The sequence below is a fragment of the Novosphingobium sp. PhB55 genome, from assembly GCF_004368805.1.
GTDB lineage: Bacteria > Pseudomonadota > Alphaproteobacteria > Sphingomonadales > Sphingomonadaceae > Novosphingobium.
The window spans coordinates 23284-38562 of sequence record NZ_SODQ01000012.1 but is presented as its reverse complement, the minus strand read 5'-3'; the positions used below and the strand labels follow the sequence as shown (position 1 = coordinate 38562).

Annotated in this window: 17 protein-coding genes; 4 read left to right on the top strand and 13 right to left on the bottom strand. The window is 65.8% G+C overall.

The window, feature by feature from the left end; genetic code table 11:
* Positions 1-75: 75 nt before the first annotated feature.
* The 3 genes from EDF57_RS25675 to EDF57_RS23635 all read right to left on the bottom strand — a co-directional run bounded on the left by EDF57_RS25675 (position 76) and on the right by EDF57_RS23635 (position 1895).
* The gene (locus EDF57_RS25675) at positions 76-249 is read right to left on the bottom strand and encodes a hypothetical protein (RefSeq protein ID WP_166675374.1); all 174 of its coding nucleotides are present in this window, start codon (positions 247-249) and stop codon (positions 76-78) included.
* Between the two features lie 132 nt (positions 250-381).
* Positions 382-1113, bottom strand: a complete 732-nt coding sequence (locus tag EDF57_RS23640) for a Crp/Fnr family transcriptional regulator (RefSeq protein ID WP_243654428.1) — start codon at positions 1111-1113, stop codon at positions 382-384.
* A 116-nt stretch (positions 1114-1229) separates the two neighbouring features.
* Entirely contained in the window at positions 1230-1895 is a 666-nt protein-coding gene (locus tag EDF57_RS23635) for a Crp/Fnr family transcriptional regulator (RefSeq protein ID WP_166675373.1), read from the bottom strand.
* A gap of 701 nt (positions 1896-2596) precedes the next feature.
* Between EDF57_RS23635 and EDF57_RS23630 the strand changes: the two genes are divergently transcribed.
* The gene (locus EDF57_RS23630) at positions 2597-2956 is read left to right on the top strand and encodes a hypothetical protein (protein WP_134096131.1); all 360 of its coding nucleotides are present in this window, start codon (positions 2597-2599) and stop codon (positions 2954-2956) included.
* Positions 2957-3269: 313 nt separating this feature from the next.
* The gene (locus EDF57_RS23625; protein WP_134096130.1) at positions 3270-3524 is read left to right on the top strand and encodes a hypothetical protein; all 255 of its coding nucleotides are present in this window, start codon (positions 3270-3272) and stop codon (positions 3522-3524) included.
* 25 nt (positions 3525-3549) lie between these two features.
* Here the strand turns inward: EDF57_RS23625 and EDF57_RS23620 are convergent, their stop codons facing one another.
* From EDF57_RS23620 to EDF57_RS23595, 6 genes are all read right to left on the bottom strand, one after another.
* Positions 3550-4860: a glycosyl hydrolase family 28 protein gene (locus tag EDF57_RS23620; RefSeq protein ID WP_134096129.1), complete on the bottom strand. Its 1311-nt coding sequence runs from the start codon at positions 4858-4860 to the stop codon at positions 3550-3552.
* Positions 4861-4967: 107 nt separating this feature from the next.
* Positions 4968-5486, bottom strand: coding sequence for a lipocalin family protein (locus EDF57_RS23615; protein WP_132269324.1), 519 nt, complete (start codon positions 5484-5486; stop codon positions 4968-4970).
* 66 nt (positions 5487-5552) lie between these two features.
* A complete protein-coding gene (locus tag EDF57_RS23610) occupies positions 5553-5816 on the bottom strand; it encodes a DksA/TraR family C4-type zinc finger protein (RefSeq protein ID WP_132269322.1) in 264 nt (87 codons plus the stop codon).
* Positions 5817-5901: 85 nt separating this feature from the next.
* A complete protein-coding gene (locus EDF57_RS23605; RefSeq protein WP_134096128.1) occupies positions 5902-6351 on the bottom strand; it encodes a c-type cytochrome in 450 nt (149 codons plus the stop codon).
* Positions 6352-6356: 5 nt separating this feature from the next.
* Positions 6357-6677: a hypothetical protein gene (locus EDF57_RS23600; protein WP_243841264.1), complete on the bottom strand. Its 321-nt coding sequence runs from the start codon at positions 6675-6677 to the stop codon at positions 6357-6359.
* On the bottom strand, positions 6670-7098 hold the full coding sequence (locus tag EDF57_RS23595) for a DUF983 domain-containing protein (protein ID WP_134096127.1): 429 nt from the start codon (positions 7096-7098) through the stop codon (positions 6670-6672). Before EDF57_RS23595 ends, EDF57_RS23600 begins: the two co-directional genes overlap by 8 nt.
* Positions 7099-7166: 68 nt before the next feature.
* Here EDF57_RS23595 and EDF57_RS23590 point away from each other — a divergent pair, with 68 nt between their 5' ends.
* Positions 7167-8561: a PLP-dependent aminotransferase family protein gene (locus EDF57_RS23590; protein WP_243841263.1), complete on the top strand. Its 1395-nt coding sequence runs from the start codon at positions 7167-7169 to the stop codon at positions 8559-8561.
* Between the two features lie 268 nt (positions 8562-8829).
* Entirely contained in the window at positions 8830-10413 is a 1584-nt protein-coding gene (locus tag EDF57_RS23585; protein WP_134096125.1) for an alkaline phosphatase D family protein, read from the top strand.
* A 348-nt stretch (positions 10414-10761) separates the two neighbouring features.
* On the opposite strand, the gene EDF57_RS23580 is transcribed toward EDF57_RS23585, so the two are convergent.
* The 4 genes from EDF57_RS23580 to EDF57_RS23565 form a co-directional block, all read right to left on the bottom strand.
* Entirely contained in the window at positions 10762-11664 is a 903-nt protein-coding gene (locus EDF57_RS23580; RefSeq protein WP_134096124.1) for a glycosidase, read from the bottom strand.
* Positions 11665-11668: 4 nt separating this feature from the next.
* The gene (locus EDF57_RS23575) at positions 11669-12460 is read right to left on the bottom strand and encodes a glucose 1-dehydrogenase (protein ID WP_134096123.1); all 792 of its coding nucleotides are present in this window, start codon (positions 12458-12460) and stop codon (positions 11669-11671) included.
* Between the two features lie 76 nt (positions 12461-12536).
* Positions 12537-13499: a copper resistance protein B gene (locus EDF57_RS23570; RefSeq protein ID WP_134096122.1), complete on the bottom strand. Its 963-nt coding sequence runs from the start codon at positions 13497-13499 to the stop codon at positions 12537-12539.
* Positions 13499-15274 carry a copper resistance system multicopper oxidase gene (locus tag EDF57_RS23565; RefSeq protein ID WP_134096121.1) on the bottom strand — a complete coding sequence of 592 codons (1776 nt, stop codon included), beginning with the start codon at positions 15272-15274 and terminating at the stop codon, positions 13499-13501. The genes EDF57_RS23570 and EDF57_RS23565 overlap by 1 nt, the downstream gene beginning before the upstream one ends.
* Positions 15275-15279 lie beyond the last annotated feature (5 nt).

Genomic DNA, 15279 nt, shown 5'->3' with positions numbered 1-15279 from the left:
GGGCGGTGGCGCGCTGCGTTGCCGCCCCCTCCTGTTCGCCATCGTCCGCGGACCATGCGAAGAATACCGGGAATGTCAGAAAGAACGCGTGCCTTCGCCTTCATGGTCGGGATCGATCCGGGAGCGCAGCCGGTCGAGCAGATCGGGCACCAGATCGCGAAGATGGATCAGGTCGAGGCGCGATCCCACCCGCGATGCGGCAAGATCGTAAAGCCGCTGGGCATGGTCGATCAGTTCGTCGTCGGTCATCGCAGGCGCGTCCTCTGTTCGGCCATCCGCGCAAGCCGCTAGTCTTCCGCCGATGCCTGCACAAGCAGGCGCCCCGCACTATCCCCTTTCACGTCAATGGATCTTGCCGCCTCCACTTGCGGCGGCGGGCGCTCAGACCCGAACGTCCAGCATCAGGTAGCCCGGATCGAAACTGCCGCGACCGGCCAGGGCGTCCCAGTTCTCCACGCGCACCCGCCCCTGCTCGAAGAGGAGGCCGCATTCCTGGCGCAAGGCGGAAACCGTGCGATTGACGTGAACGGTGGTCAGACCCAGCGCATCGGCCATCTGGGCCTGGGTGATCGGCAGGGCGAAATCGTCCCGCGCGTCCAGGCCGTGCGCTTCCATCCGCATGCCCATCTCGCAGATCAGGTGCGCCGTGCGGGTGACGGCATCGGCCCGGCCGAGATTGGCCGTCCATTTCGCCAGGATGGAGGCATCCGTCACGGTGTCGCGCCAGAACGCCCTGGCAATCGCGGGACGGGAATCCGCAAGCCTGCGCAAGTCCCCGTGCGGAATGTGCAGCACGACCGACGGCACCAGCGCCTGGATGCCCCAGGCAGGGAGCGGCATCGGCACCGAATGCAGATCGGCCATGTCGCCTGGAATGTGCAGCGCCGTGATCTGCCGCTTGCCGTCCGCCATCTGGTCGAACCGGGCCAGCAGGCCGTCCACCAGCAGGATCGCATGGTTCACGCCGTGGCCCGGAAGAACCAGATCCTGCCCGCGCGAGGCATGGACGCGGCGGCCGCCAAGCTGCTGCATCGCTTCCACTTCCTCGGCGGACACCACGCTTCTCAGCTGGATACGCCTTACGAACAGAGCGACGGCATCATGACTGTGCACAGGCGTTCTCCCCGTCGGCAGGTGCGCAAATTCCATGCGGGCACAATGGATCAGCCGGCCGTAAGTTGCGTGAGATCTGCTTCCGGCCGCCTCGAGCGCGCGCGGCAAGGGCAGCCTCAGGATTCGTGGCCCATGATCTCGGCGTAGCGAGCCTCCGCGACGCCATAGAACGGCCCGCAATACTTCACCAGGCCCGCGCGGTCGCGGATATGCACCAGTCCGCGCTGCGCCCTGATCCAGCGCTCGGCTTCCAGGTTGTGGATGGCGTGGGTTATGCTGGCCCGGCGGACGCCGAGGATGATCGACATCGCCTCATGCGTGAGCGCAAGATCGTCGTTGCCGATGCGGTCGTGATACATCAGCAGCTTGCGCGCAAGGCGTTGCTGCACCGTGGCCCGCACGCCGGCGCTGGCGGCAAGGCTGATCTGCACGATCTGCGTCTGGATGTAACGCAGGAGGTAGCGAAGCAGCGACGGGCTCGTTTCCAGCAAAGTCTGGAATTCCCCGCGATCCAGCGAAAGCGCCTCTCCCTCGATCTGGACGCAGCTGTCCCGCTGCGGAAGCAGGGTACAGATCGCACTGGCGCCGACGATACCCTCGCAGCCGACCACGCCGACTTCCAGCGGTATGGGAATGTCGCTCGTCTCCAGGTTGGAAACCACGCCCGATTCGATGAAGTAGACCTTTTTCTGAAGTTCGCCGCGTCGCTCCAGATACTGCCGGGTGGCAAGCCACTCCCGGCGCAGCAGCGATTCGACGCGCCCGCGGTCGTCTTTCGACATGCCCAGCAACAACTTGTTGCAGGTCTTTCCCGTCTTCAATCCGCCTGTCATCGGCAGAGCCCTCCCCCTGGCCGGACCGACCAAGAGATATTCCATTTTATCAGGAAAATACAACGATCGATGCGTGCCAAGGTTCCTTGAGATGCGGCTTTCCCGACGCACCACGCAAGTACCTGCAAAAGCACCGTATTTTTACATATACTCATTTTCGATCAATAGAGTTACCCTTTCGGGCTACCCCAAACCACTGTACGCGGCCGTACAAAGTTTTCCTCTTTTTAAAACCGAGTGCGAACTGTAGATAAGCCCTCGCAAGAACGCCAAACGGCATACAATAATAATAAGTATACGATTATCGCCGAATGCACCGGCAAAGCGCCTGGGAATGCGCGTCCGGTCTTGCTGACTTATTGCGAGGAGGAACTGGATCGTCATGAGCATCGGCTCGAGGAGAGGGCGGACGAACCTGCGCGGATCGTCGTATGTCGCGGCACCGGCGCACCGGTCATGGTCACGCTCGGACAAGGATGGGCGTCCTTCGCTCACGCCTTCGGAATCGGCTGCCCTGCAGCAGCGGCTCTGGGCCCTGCTGGACGGAGACTAGCCGGGCGCTTGGGGGCCTCGCGTCTCCGCTGGAGGCCCCGAGCACGGACGTGATGCATTCGCGACTTCGAAAGCAGCTATTGGACAGAGGATGAAGCATGATTGAGTTCGCAGGTTTCGAACAAGGCATCGATCGCGCCAGGTCCATGAGCGAGCACCTCGCCTCGACCACGCGGATCGCCGCGGAACAGATGCTCGAAAACGGCCAGGAAATTCAGGCGCAGATCGTGGCCCAGGTCTCGACGGCACGCGAACGGCTGCTGACCTGCCTGGACGGCATGGCAAAGGCCGGCGATCCGGCCAGTGCATCGCAAGTCGGGGTGTCGTTCATCACCGATTCCGTACGCGCCTATACCGAGAACATGGCGCAATGGAGCGACCTGGTCCTGCGCAGCTGTCACCGCGGCCTCGATGCCGCCCAGCCGATCGCGGGCGAGCGAACCGTTCCCGCCGCGTAACCGCCAAGCCCCGGCCTCTCCGAGGCCGATCCATCAAAATTCGAAGTGCGACCCTGACTGGGCCTCGCGCGCTGATGCGTGCGGGGCCTCATTGTCGTGCGGAAGCGGCGCAAGCCCTGTGCGTTTCACGCCCTCACTCTACCCGGCGCGGCTATATCGGCAATCGTTGTCAACGGTTCGTCGCAATCGCGCGACCGGGTTGGCTAACCCGATCCTATGAATAGTTCGAGCGCATCGCGGCGCCATCGAGGAAAAGGGTTCAGGGTTCGTGGAATTGTTCGGTCTTCCGCCATATGAAGGCATTGCAACGCTGGTGTTTCTGGCGCCTCCCGTGGAACTGGCGTTCCGTTCGCACCGCAACGCGAAACCCGCTTCGGTGGAATGGCTAACCCGGCAATTCGACCGTATCGGCGACGAGACCCTGCGCGCACGTACCGCCCAGGAACTGCGCAAGCTGGTGCGCGCCACCAAGGACATCCGCCGCGCCGATTTCACCACCGCTCTCGAACGCGCCCGCGCTGCGCTGCAGTCTCCGACCGGCGAAGAGGCAGCGCACGCCGTCAACTGACGGGACTGCCCGCGCCGGCGCGATCCTACCCCTGAGCGGCAGGCGCCTTGCGCACTTTCCCGTTTATCATGACGTGATCGAACACGATATCCTTCACGCCCTGCCCGTGGAGTTCCCCGTCGGCCAGTTGCAGAGCGAAGTTCTTCAGCAGCACGTCGCGGATTTCCGTCTGCCCCGGATTGGGCCTGATCGTGCCGAGCGCGCCGAACCGGCCGCTGATGCCGGAAAACTCCAGCCCGCGCACCCATGACATCGGCGGCGCCATGCCCTTGAGGTCGGTATACTGGCTCCAGGGCTCCACCGCCATGACCGTGCCTTCGGCATGATCCAGGCGGATGTTCCGGAAGCGGATATCCTCGTAACGCTGCGGCGTGTCGGCGCGCAGCTTGAGGCGCGCCAGCACCATCCTGCCGGTGACGCGGCAGTTCTCCATCACGACATCGCGCACGACCGTGGCCTCGCTGCCGCAGGCCAGGGCGTGATGGCCGCGCCGGAAGTGGCAGTTGCGCACGCGCAGCCCCTCCACCGGGGGGCTGTCCCTGTCTTCCAGGGCATGCGGCCCCTTCGATCCCTTGGCGGCGATGCAATCGTCCGTCACCGAGAACGTGCAGCCGTCCACCGTCACTTGCCGGCAACTGTCGACATCGATGCCGTCGGTACTGGGCGCCTGGGCATAGTCGTCCGGCACTTCGAAGCGCGCATAGCGCACCAGCACGTCCTCGCAGCGATAGAGGTGCAGGTTCCAGAACTGGGAATCCTTGAAGGTCACGCCTTCGACAAGGACGTTCTTCGAATTCTCGATCAGGGCCAGGCGCGCGCGCGGCAGGCCGAGGTTCGGGAACTCGTCGGGAACGGGCGCGGCATTGCGCAGCTTCCAGAAGCGGTCCCAGACCGGGCGCCCCGCACCGTCCAGCGTGCCGCTGCCGGTGATGCGCAGCCCGTGGCAGCCATCCGCATTGATGAGCGCCGGGGTAAAGCTGGGCTCGAAATGCCCCTCGATGCGGGTGCGGCGCGGCGGGAAATTTTCCATCCGCGTGGTACAGCGCAGCACCGCTCCTTCGGCGAGATGAAGGTGGACTCTCGGCTTGAGAAATAGCGCGCCGCTGACGAAAACGCCCTTCGGCACCACCACCGTCCCGCCGCCCCGTTTGGAGAGGCTGTCTATCGCCGCCTGGATCGCGCGGGTGTTGATGGTGACGCCATCCGCCTTTGCACCGAAGCTGACGATCGACACTGCAATGTCCGGCTCCGCCCCCGCACCGCCGGTCTGCGCCAGAAGCGGCAGCGCCAGCACGGATAACGCGAAAGTACGGCGATCGCAGTGGCTGCTGGACATTTATGCTCCCGGTTCGGGTCGAAAAGCCGGCGCCCCGCCGCATCGATCCCATATGGTGTTATCTTATTCCACCATACATGACCGCAAGCCCAAGGGAAGCCTCTGCATCAGTCGGTGAAGGCCGCCTCCGGCACGGCATATCCGCTCTGAACCGGCGTGATCAGCCCGGACAAGTCGAAGCCCTCGCGCTCGGCCGCTCCCAGGAAGTCTGCCGTCACGTCCGGCGCAAGATCGGCGGTGCGGGACAGGAGCCAGAGATTGTCGCGATCGGGCGTGCCGACCAGCGCCACCGTATAGTCCGAGGATATCCGCAGCACCCAGTAGTCGCCCTTAGTGAAGGGGATCCAGCGCAGGAACTGGGGCAGGAAGCTGACTTTCAGGCGCGCATTGCTGCCGTCGATCGGAAACGCCTGCCCGATCGATCGGTCAGGATTCCCGTCCTTGTCGATGCAGCGGTTTTCCACCCGGACGCTGCCGTCGGGGTTGCGGGAATAAGTGGCGGTAATGTCCCGGGCTTGCGCATCCTCCCACTTGAGAGGCAGGCGGCAGATTTCGAACCATGTTCCGAGGTAGCGATCGATATCGAGCGCCGGAACGGTAGAGACTTCGCTGTCGTGGTCGGCCATGGGCTACTCCGTTTTGCGAGGAAACGAAGTGGTGCGCCGAGTTGTTCCGGCCCGCCGGAGCCGTGCTCAGCGCAATTGGCTGTCCTTGCTGCCACGCCGGTTGATGCCGGAGAAATCCGGCCGCTTGTCGCGCTGGGACTGGCAGGAAACGCATGTCCGCGCGCCGGGAAGTGCACGGCGGCGGGCGGGGGGAATGGTCTCTCCGCAGACCTCGCAATCCTCCAGCCCCTCACCCTGCGGCAATCTTGCCCGGGCGATGGAGACGGCGTCCTTGAGGCTGTCGTCGATCTGGTCCTGAACGGCGCCGTCGGGCGCCCAGCCGTTGGCCATGTGACTTTCCTTGCATGCACCCTTCCGCCCGGTAGCGATATGGGGACGCCGGCCGGCGATTGCATCGGCTTTTCGGGAAACTGCTCTAGCTCTGGGGCTTCTGGCTGCGCAGGTAGGCGATCAGGTCCGCGCGGTCGAGCGGGTCCGGCACGCCGGGGAACTGCATCGTCGTGCCCGGAATCAGGGCAGAAGGCCCGGCGATCCAGGTGTCGAGCGTCTTCGCGTCCCAGGTGCCGCCTGCGCGGGTGAGCGCGGCGGTGTAACCGTAGCGCGTGCTGTTGGTGCCGAAACGCTTGCCGAATACCCCGAAAAGGTTGGGCCCGCCGCGGTCCATCGCGCCCTCGATCACGCTATGGCAGGCCGCGCATTGACGGAACTTGCGCGCGCCGGAATCGGCGTCGGCCACTGTCATGAGGCGTTCGAACGAGGGATCGGGTCCGGCCGCGCGCAAGCGCTCCTCGCGCCGGTCGTCCCCGCAGCCTGACACGAGGGCGGCGGCTGCCAGCAGGACCGGCAGGGCTCTTTGCCATGTCATCGCCGTCAGTCGCGGTGGAAGAACGGCGGCCGGCCGCCCAGCACGTTGCGCGCCATCTGGCCGCTGTCGTGCAAGGCCAGCGCACCGCCCGGCGTCGCCTCGTCCCAGAAACCGGGATCGGCATATTGGCCGAGCGCTTCCTCATATCGCCGCAGGACATCGGCCTGCACCGAGAGCATCTCGACGGCGGCGCGAACCTCGGGAAAATCATCCCCCTCGCCCGCGCGCACCATATGCGAAAGATCGGCCCGTCCCGCCGCCTCCAGATATCCCGACACGAAACTGCGCGCCATCCCGATCACTGCGTGGCCGTAGCGGTCAGGCATCATGCTTTTCCGCCCTTGCGTTCAGGTCGGCCCAAAGCTTCTCGGTCCCGGCTTCCTGCGCCTTGTTCACGTATTGCGAGGCGACCAGCCAGCCCTTGATATATTGCAGCGGCACGATGCATCCGATCCCCAGCAGCGGGAACGAGGTCAGCAGATGGACCCAGAACGGCGGCTCGAACGCGACCTGCAGCCAGACGGCGAAGAACGTCAGCGGAAAGGCGACGATGCAGAGCGAGAAGAACGCCGGGCCGTCGTCGGGCGCCGCAAAGCCGTAGTCCAAGCCGCACTGGGGACAGGTATCCTGCAACTTCAGCCACTTGCGGAACATCGCGCCTTTTCCGCAGCGCGGACACAAGCCCTTCAGCCCGCAATGGAAGATCCAGCGCCCCTTGCTGGGCGGCAATTCATCCGGCTGCGTCATGGTCCGATCCGAAAAATGTCCCTGGAGTCGATATTGCATCATATGGGTTTTGTATGCATACAAAGTCAATGCAAATCACATCGCAAAAATGGCTGCCGGAGATCGACCCGGCCCTCGGGCCTGTCTACCTGGCGATCTGCGCGGCCATCGGGCGCGATCTGGAGCAAGGAAAGCTCGCCCCCGGCGACCGTCTTCCCCCGCAGCGCGAATTGGCGGAAGCGCTCGGCATCGACACTGGAACGGTCACCCGCGCCTATGCCGAAGCGCGGCGGCAGGGGCTGATCGATGCCGAAGGTCGCCGCGGCAGCTTCGTGCGCAATCGGCCTGCAGGCGGCATTTCCAGCGAAGTTGCGCCTTTCGATACCGGGATGAACCTGCCCCCGGTCCCCGCGGCCGGCACTTTCGCGCGGCGCTTCGCGCAGGGCCTGCAGCAAGTGCTGGACGGACCGGCTGCCGCCAATCGTCTCCAGTATCAGCCCGCAGGCGGCGCGCCCGAGGACCGGGTGGCCGGAGCGCTATGGCTCCGTGCATCGGGGATCGAGGCGAACGAGGACAATGTGGTGGTCACCAGCGGCGCGCAGACGGCCCTCCATGCCGTGGCCAGCGCCATCCTCCAGCCGGGCGATGCCGTATGCACCGGCGCTTTCGTCTATCCGGGCTGGACCGCGATCTGCCGCAGGCTGGGCATGACCATCGTGCCCCTGACCGGCGACGAAGAGGGTATCGACCCTGACGCGTTCGAACGGGCCTGCACCGCCCAGCCGATCCGTGCGCTCTATCTCGTGCCCGAGAACGACAATCCCACGACCGGCACGCTCAGCCGGCAGCGGCGCGAGCGGATCGTGGAGATCGCGCGCCGCCACGACGTTCTCCTCATCGAGGACGATCCCTACTCGCGCCTGGACAGGACCGATATCCCCGCCCTTGCCGCGCTGGCGCCGGAGCGGACCTGGCATGTCGCCAGCCTTTCCAAGCTGATTTCGCCCGCGCTGCGGGTGGCCTATCTGCGCGCGCCGCTGCTGCGCGACGCCATGCGCCTTGCCACGGATACGCACGAGACCACGATCATGCCGCCGCCGCTCAACATGGCCGTGTGCACGCAGTGGCTGGTCGACGGCACCTGGGCCACCCTCGTCGGCGAAGTGCGCGAGGAATGCCTGGCCCGGCAGGCCATCGTCGCTTCCACCCTGCCTTCAGGCGCCTACCGCACGGCGCCTGCGGGCTATCATCTCTGGATCCCTTTGGGGGGAGAGACTCGCGCTCACGAACTGGTGAGCGCGATGCGCCCGCTCGGCATCTCGGCAGTCTCCAGCGAGCACTTCCGCGTCGATCCGGCGTGCCAGCGCCATGCCGTGCGACTCTCGATCGGCGGAAGCGTGGACCACCCGCGCCTCCACCGCGCGCTCGAAACGGTAGACGCCCTGCTCCACCACCGCGACGGTCGGGCCAGCCCGATGGTCTGACGCCCTGCGACAGATGTCGCAGATCGCAACCCGCTGGCGATGCTGCAACTGCACATGCAATTTTGTCTATTGCGCTGCACCGCAACATGGCGCAAGAAGGACGGGCCTTTCAGGCATCCTCTCCCAAAACTTTTCAAGCCGGTCCCATGGGCCGGCTTTCTTTTTGCTGCGACTGCGTTGCGGCCGCCTCGCCATTTTTGGGCAGGAACCGGCGCCTGCAGGCGATTGTCACGGTTCGGTAACATTGGATGCCGATAGCCCGGCCATCATGACCGAAACCCGCCCCACCGCCCCTCTCGCCTATTCCCGCCGCGCCGTCATGGGAGGCGCGCTGGCCGCGGGGACGCTGTTTTCGATCGGTGCACATGCGGCAGCCGGCCTGCCGCCGGGCCTGTTCACGCTCGGCGTCGCCTCGGGCGATCCCGAACCCGAAAGCGTGATTCTCTGGACCCGCCTCGCGCCGCAGCCTATGGCACCCGACGGCGGCATGACTTCGGCCCCGGTGGACTTGCGCTGGGAGGTTTCCGAGGATGAGCGCTTCTCGCGGATCGTACGCTCGGGCGTGGCCCGCGCCGAGGCGCGCTGGGGCCATTCGGTCCATGTCGAGGCTGGGGGCCTGCGACCCGGCCGGGCCTATTTCTACCGCTTCATCGCCGGCGGCGAAGCCAGCCCGGTGGGCCGCACGCGCACGGCCCCGGCACGCGGGGCCGCCGTGGACCGCCTGCGGCTCTGCTTCGCCTCCTGCCAGAAATACGAGGTCGGCTTCTACGCGGCCTGGCGCCATGTCGTGGAAGAAGACCCGGACCTGATCCTCTTCCTGGGCGATTACATCTACGAAGGCGCGCCCAACAAGAAGGACGCGGTTCGCCTCCACCGCAATCCCGAACCGATGGATCTTGCCGGCTATCGGGTCCGCTATGCCACCTACAAGCTCGACCCCCTGCTCCAGGCCGCCCACCACGCCGCGCCCTGGGCGCTGACCTGGGACGATCACGAGGTCGCCAACGACTATGCAGGGGCGCTGGACCAGGGCAACGGCGATCCGGCCGCATTCCTGCGCCGCCGTGCCGCCGCCTACCAGGCCTATTACGAGCACCAGCCGCTGCGGGCGCGCCCACCGCGCGGGGCGGACATGCGGCTCTATCGCACGCTCGATTGGGGCAGCCTGGCTCAGTTCCAGATCGTCGACGACCGCCAGTACCGGGGGCCGCACGCCTGCCAGCCCGAGGGCCTGATCGAGGCGCACCAGCCCTATCACAGCCGCATCGGCAATTGCGCGGACCTCTATACCCCCTACCGCACGATGCTGGGCGCGGCGCAGGAGCGTTGGCTGGACGAGCGCCTGGGCAAAAGCACCGCGCAGTGGAACCTGCTCACCCAGCAGACGCTGATGCGCCAGACGGTTCAGCATTACGAGGATGGCGCCGCCGAATACTCGGCGGACAACTGGTCCGGCTATCCTGCCGCGCGCGACCGGATCTTCCGCCGCTGGGCCGAGGCCGGAACCAGCAACCCGCTGGCTCTGGGCGGAGACATCCACGCCTTCGCCGCCGCCGACATCCACAATCCCGACCGTCCGGACGATGCGCCGATCGCCGCCGAATTCGTGGGCGGATCGATCACCTCGCTCCGGCCGGATCCGGACTTCAAGCGCCTGGCCGCCACCAACGGGCTGGCCTTCGCGGAGAACGACGTGCGCGGCTACGGCCGGATCGACATCGATGCCCGCGGTGCTGCCGTCACTTATCGCGGACTGGCGGACGCCCGGCGCGAGGATTCGGGGATTGCCGACATTGCCCGCTTCTCGCTGGAAGCCGGCAAGCCCGGCCTCCACGTGGAAAGCGTCGGGTAACCGCCGGCTAGCAGGGTTCGAAGGTTCCCGTGAGGTGCAGCCACCATGCGGGGGTCAAGTCGGCAAGGGGCTGGCGCAGCACGCCCGCAATGAGGGGCAGGAAGGCAGCCAACCAGCACGCCATCGTCAGCGGCCTCGGCCCGTTTAAACAAGAACAGCTCAGCGTGCTGCTCGCCAAATTGCTGGCGACCGCGGAGTAGGCGCGCGGCGCGCAAGGGGCCGAGGATCGGGCACTATCCCGCCGCAAGGTCCCTGTCCGACGGTCAGGAACTTCCAGCGCCAGAGCGCCCTGCCAGCGCGAGATGAGGGCTGCGAACATCCGGTCAGGTGCGCGGTTCCGGCATGATTCTAGAGACAGCTGCGAACCAGGGCCCGCCGCAGGATCTTGTCCTCCAGCGAGTAGTACAGCCAGATATCGTCCCCGATCACGAGGCAAGAGGCCGCGAAGGCGATGTCGGTCGCATCGCGGCTCCTTGCCGGAGGCGGCATGATGAGCGGTTCGAGGCCGCGTCCGGTCACTTTGCCGAAGTCGGGGGAGAAACTGATCCAGCCGATCCGCCACCGGGCGTCCATCGTGGCGCCGTTGTAGAACATCACCGGGTCGCGCCCGTCCTGCTGAACGATCGGGCCGGTCGACAAGTGCCAGTTGTCCCAGCCCTCTTCACGGATCGAAAAGGGGTCCTCCACCACGGTCCACGGCCCCTCCACCGTCGGGCCGACCGCCATTCCGATCCGCGAGGCATTGTCCCTGGCATATTCGTAGAACAGCCTGAGGCAGCCGTCCGTCCCCTGCGCCAGGGTCGCTTCCTTGATATTGCCCTCGCCGCGCGGCGCCGTGAGCATGACTCGCTGCTCGTGAAGATCCGTAAGCGCCGGCCCTTTCGCCACCAGCAGCGAGCCTTGCTGACGTGCGGCGTCTACCCCGGTGTAGAAAACGAGATAGGCGCCGTCCTCGCCCCGCACGACCGTCGGGTCCTCGCATCCACCAGCGTCATCAGGGTTGGGCCCCGGTATGATCGCCGGAGTTTCGCGCATTCGGAAATGCAATCCGTCGTCGGAATCGCCGCCCCAGATGACGCCGGTAGGGTCGGCTGGACCCAGCGGGCTTGGTAGCACGCGGACGAGCATTCGATATGTCTCGCCCTCCGTCCAGACGAACGGGCTCATCAGATCGTAATGGGCGAGCCGCCCCTCAGGCCCTGCCACGTCGAGCGTCACATCCTCCAGCGCCTCCACCACATAAGCAACCATGGGCTCAGGCTCCCTGGGCGACGGTGAGCGACAGGGCTCCGTCGATCGTCACGGTCGTTCCGGTGATGTAATCGGCGGCGGGCGAGAGCAGGAACAGGATGAGATCGGCAACTTCTTCCGGCGTGCCGGCCCGGCCCCAGGGTATCGCGGCCTCCTTTCGCTGCAACTCGTCCGGGTGGTCCAGCGCGCTCTGGTTCATCGGCGTCAGGATCATGCCGGGGGCAATGCCGTTTACCGCGATATGCTTCGGCGCCAGTTCGAGCGCGAGCGTGGCGGTCAATTGTGCCAGCCCGCCCTTGGCGGCGTCGTAATCCGCCCCGCCTGGACGCGGCGCGCGTTCATGGATCGAAGACACGTTGACGATCCGGCCCCCGCGTCCCGCATCTTCCAGAGCACGCACCATCCGGCGGCAGCTCAGAAAAGGTCCGTAGAGATCGACGCGGACAAGCCGGTCGAATTGAGCCAGCGCCATGTCCCGCAGCATGACGCCGGACATGTTCAGACCGGCAGAGTTGATGAGGAGATCGACGGTACCGAAGCGCTGTTCGGCCAGCGTGAAGAGGTTCTCCACGGCCTGCTCGTCGCTGACATCCGCCTTTATCGCCGCTGCCTGGCCCCCGCCTTGGGCAATGGCGGAGACAACGGCATCGGCCGCTTCCGCATCTTCGAAGAAAGTCAGCACCACGGGAACGCCGCGTTTCCCCAGCTTCAGGGCGGTGGCACGGCCGATGCCGGATTCGCCGCCCGTCACGATTGCAACCGAGGTCTCTTCGAAGGGAATGCCGAGATGTCTCATGCAATCGGCAACACCTGAAAAGACCGGGAGTGCCGTCCCATGTCGAACAGCGCGCAAAAAGTAGCGACGGCGCCTGTCAGAACATCGCGCGCGCGCCGAAGACCGCCGAAACGCCCGAGACGCCCTCGCCCGCGGCACGCGCGAAATCGGCAGTCCCGCCCAGCTTGCGCTCCCAGTTCACGCCCACATAGGGTGCCAGGGAACGATTGCGCTCGTAGCGCAGCCTCAAGCCCAGTTCGAGCCGTTCGAAACCAGCGCCCACATTCAGTTCCGGCACGTCCTGGAAGGCGAAATCCACTTCGGCTTCGGGCTCGAGCACCAGCGACTGAGTGATCCGCTGGGTATAGCCCGCCTTGCCGCGCGCGTGGATGTCGCCCTTGTTCGAGACCAGCAGCTGGCCTTCCAGTTCGAACCAGTAAGGCGCCAGTCCCTCGACGCCGAGCAAGGCGTAAGTGCGCCTCGGATCGGGCCGGAAGTCCTGCCGCATACCCAGTTGCAGATTGAACCATGGGTCCAGCGCATGACGCCAATAGGCGCCCAGTTCGATGCGCTCGGCCCGTTCGCCGAACAGACCTTCACCCTCGCTGGCCAGCACCACGCGGTCGATATCGCCCCCGTACCAGGCCTGCCCTTCCCAACCGAAGCCGTCGCCGCCCTTGCCCGAGCGCCATTCGAGCTGATCGACCTGAAGCGCGAATGTGCTGAACGTCATTTCCTTCACCATTGCCGCACGGGACACCGCCATGCGCGCAGGCGGGAAGAAGCGATCGGCGGGAAAATCGGCAGGCACCGGTGGCGGCGGAGCATCGCCCGGTTCGTCGGAGGCGTCGGCTCCGGGCATGGCATGCCCGGCGTGATCAATTCCGTTCATCTCACGCGCGCTCATGTCCATCTGCGCATGATCCATGGAGCCATGATCGCTTCCGGCATGTCGTTCGGCCTGCGGTGCTGTCGCATCGGTTTCCTGCGCCTTCGCCTCCAGCGCCAGCATGGCACCGGGCAACAACAGCGCGGCAAGGATCGGGAAGCGCCTCGTCATCAGGCTTCCTCCGCCCTGCGTACCGTCACGACGCGCATCATCCCTGCGTGCATGTGGAGCAGCATGTGGCAATGGAAGGCCCAGTCTCCCTCGCCGTCGGCCGTGAGGTCGAAGGAGACCTTGCCGCCGGGCAGCACGTTGACGGTATGCTTGCGCGCCCGTTGCCCCGGCTCTCCGCTGACGAGTTCGAAGAAATGGCCGTGCAGGTGGATGGGGTGCGGCATCATCGTGTCGTTGACCAGGTTGACGCGCACGCGTTCACCCAGACGGAACGGGATCGGCGCCGGGTTTTCCGACATAGCCTCGCCGTCCATGGACCACATGTAGCGCTCCATGTTGGCGGTGAGGTGGACGTCGATCTGGCGGCTCGGCGTGCGCGGATCGGGATTGGCGTCGCGTGCGCGCAGCTGCGCATATGTCAGGACGCGGTGTTCCACCGTTTCCAGCCCGGTCGGCCGATCAGCCAGCCGGTCCACCGGCATCGGCGACAGCATCGCGACCCCCGGGCCCATCTTCACGCCCGGCGCGGCGGACGGGTCGCGCATCGACATCGAGTGACCCTCCATGTGGCCGGTCATTTCGCCGGACGCCGGCTGACTAAGGTCGATGACGCCGCCGGCTCCCATGTCCATGCCGGACATATCCATACCCATGTCGCGCATGGTGAGCACCGGGCGGGCGCGCAGCTTCGGCGCCTCGGCCACCAGGCCCGGCCGCTGCGCCAGCGTGGCGCGGACGAGGCCGGAACGGTCTATCGCCTCCGCCACGATGGCATGGCTTGGGGCCGTCCCCGGCTCGACGATGAAATCGTAGGTCTCGGCAATGGCGATCTGGACTTCGTCGGTCTCGACCGGCTGCACGGGATTGCCGTCCGCCGCCACCACGGTCAGCGGCAGGCCGGGAATGCGGAAATTGAAATTGGTCATCGAAGAGGCATTGATGACGCGCAGGCGCACTCTTTCGCCCGGCGCGAAGAGCCCGGTCCAGTTCTCGGCATGGCCGTGGCCGTTGATGAGGAAGCTGTAAGTGGAGCCGGTCACGTCCGAAATGTCAGTGGCGTCCATCCGCATCTGCGCCCAGGCGAGCCGCTCGGCCAGGGTTTGGTCCCGCCCGGCCAGCAGGCCCGAAAGCGTCTGCCTCTGCCGGTTGAAATAGCCGCCCTGCATCTTGAGCCGGCGCATCTGCTCGTGCGGATGGATCGGGCTCCAGTCCGACAGCACCAGCACATGCTCGCGGTCGCAAGCCAGCGGATCGACGCCCGCAGGATCGATCACGATGGGTCCGAACAGCCCTTCGGCTTCCTGCATGCCGGAGTGCGAATGGTACCAGAACGTGCCGGAATGGGTGAGCGGGAACTCGTAGAGGAAAGTCTCGCCCGGTTCGATGCCGGGAAAACTGACGCCGGGAACGCCGTCCATCTGAAACGGTACGAGCAGACCGTGCCAGTGGATCGAACTTTGCACCTTCAGGCGATTGGTGACGGCGATCCGCACCTTGCGGCCTTCCCGCAGGCGCAGCAGCGGCGCGGGCAGCGTGCCGTTCACGGTCACGGCATGGGCAGAGCGGCCTCCGGTGGTGAAGTGGCTCTCGCCGATCTCCAGCGCAATGCTGTCTCCGAAGAGCACTTCCGATCCCGCGCGGGCGTGAGCCAGTCCGGCCGTCCCGCTGCGCGCCCAGGCGGGAAACATGCCGAGCGTTCCGGCCACGGCACCGCCGAGAGCGAGAAAACGCCTGCGTTCCAGCAGGAGGCGAAACTGACTATCGTGGAGCGACATGCACC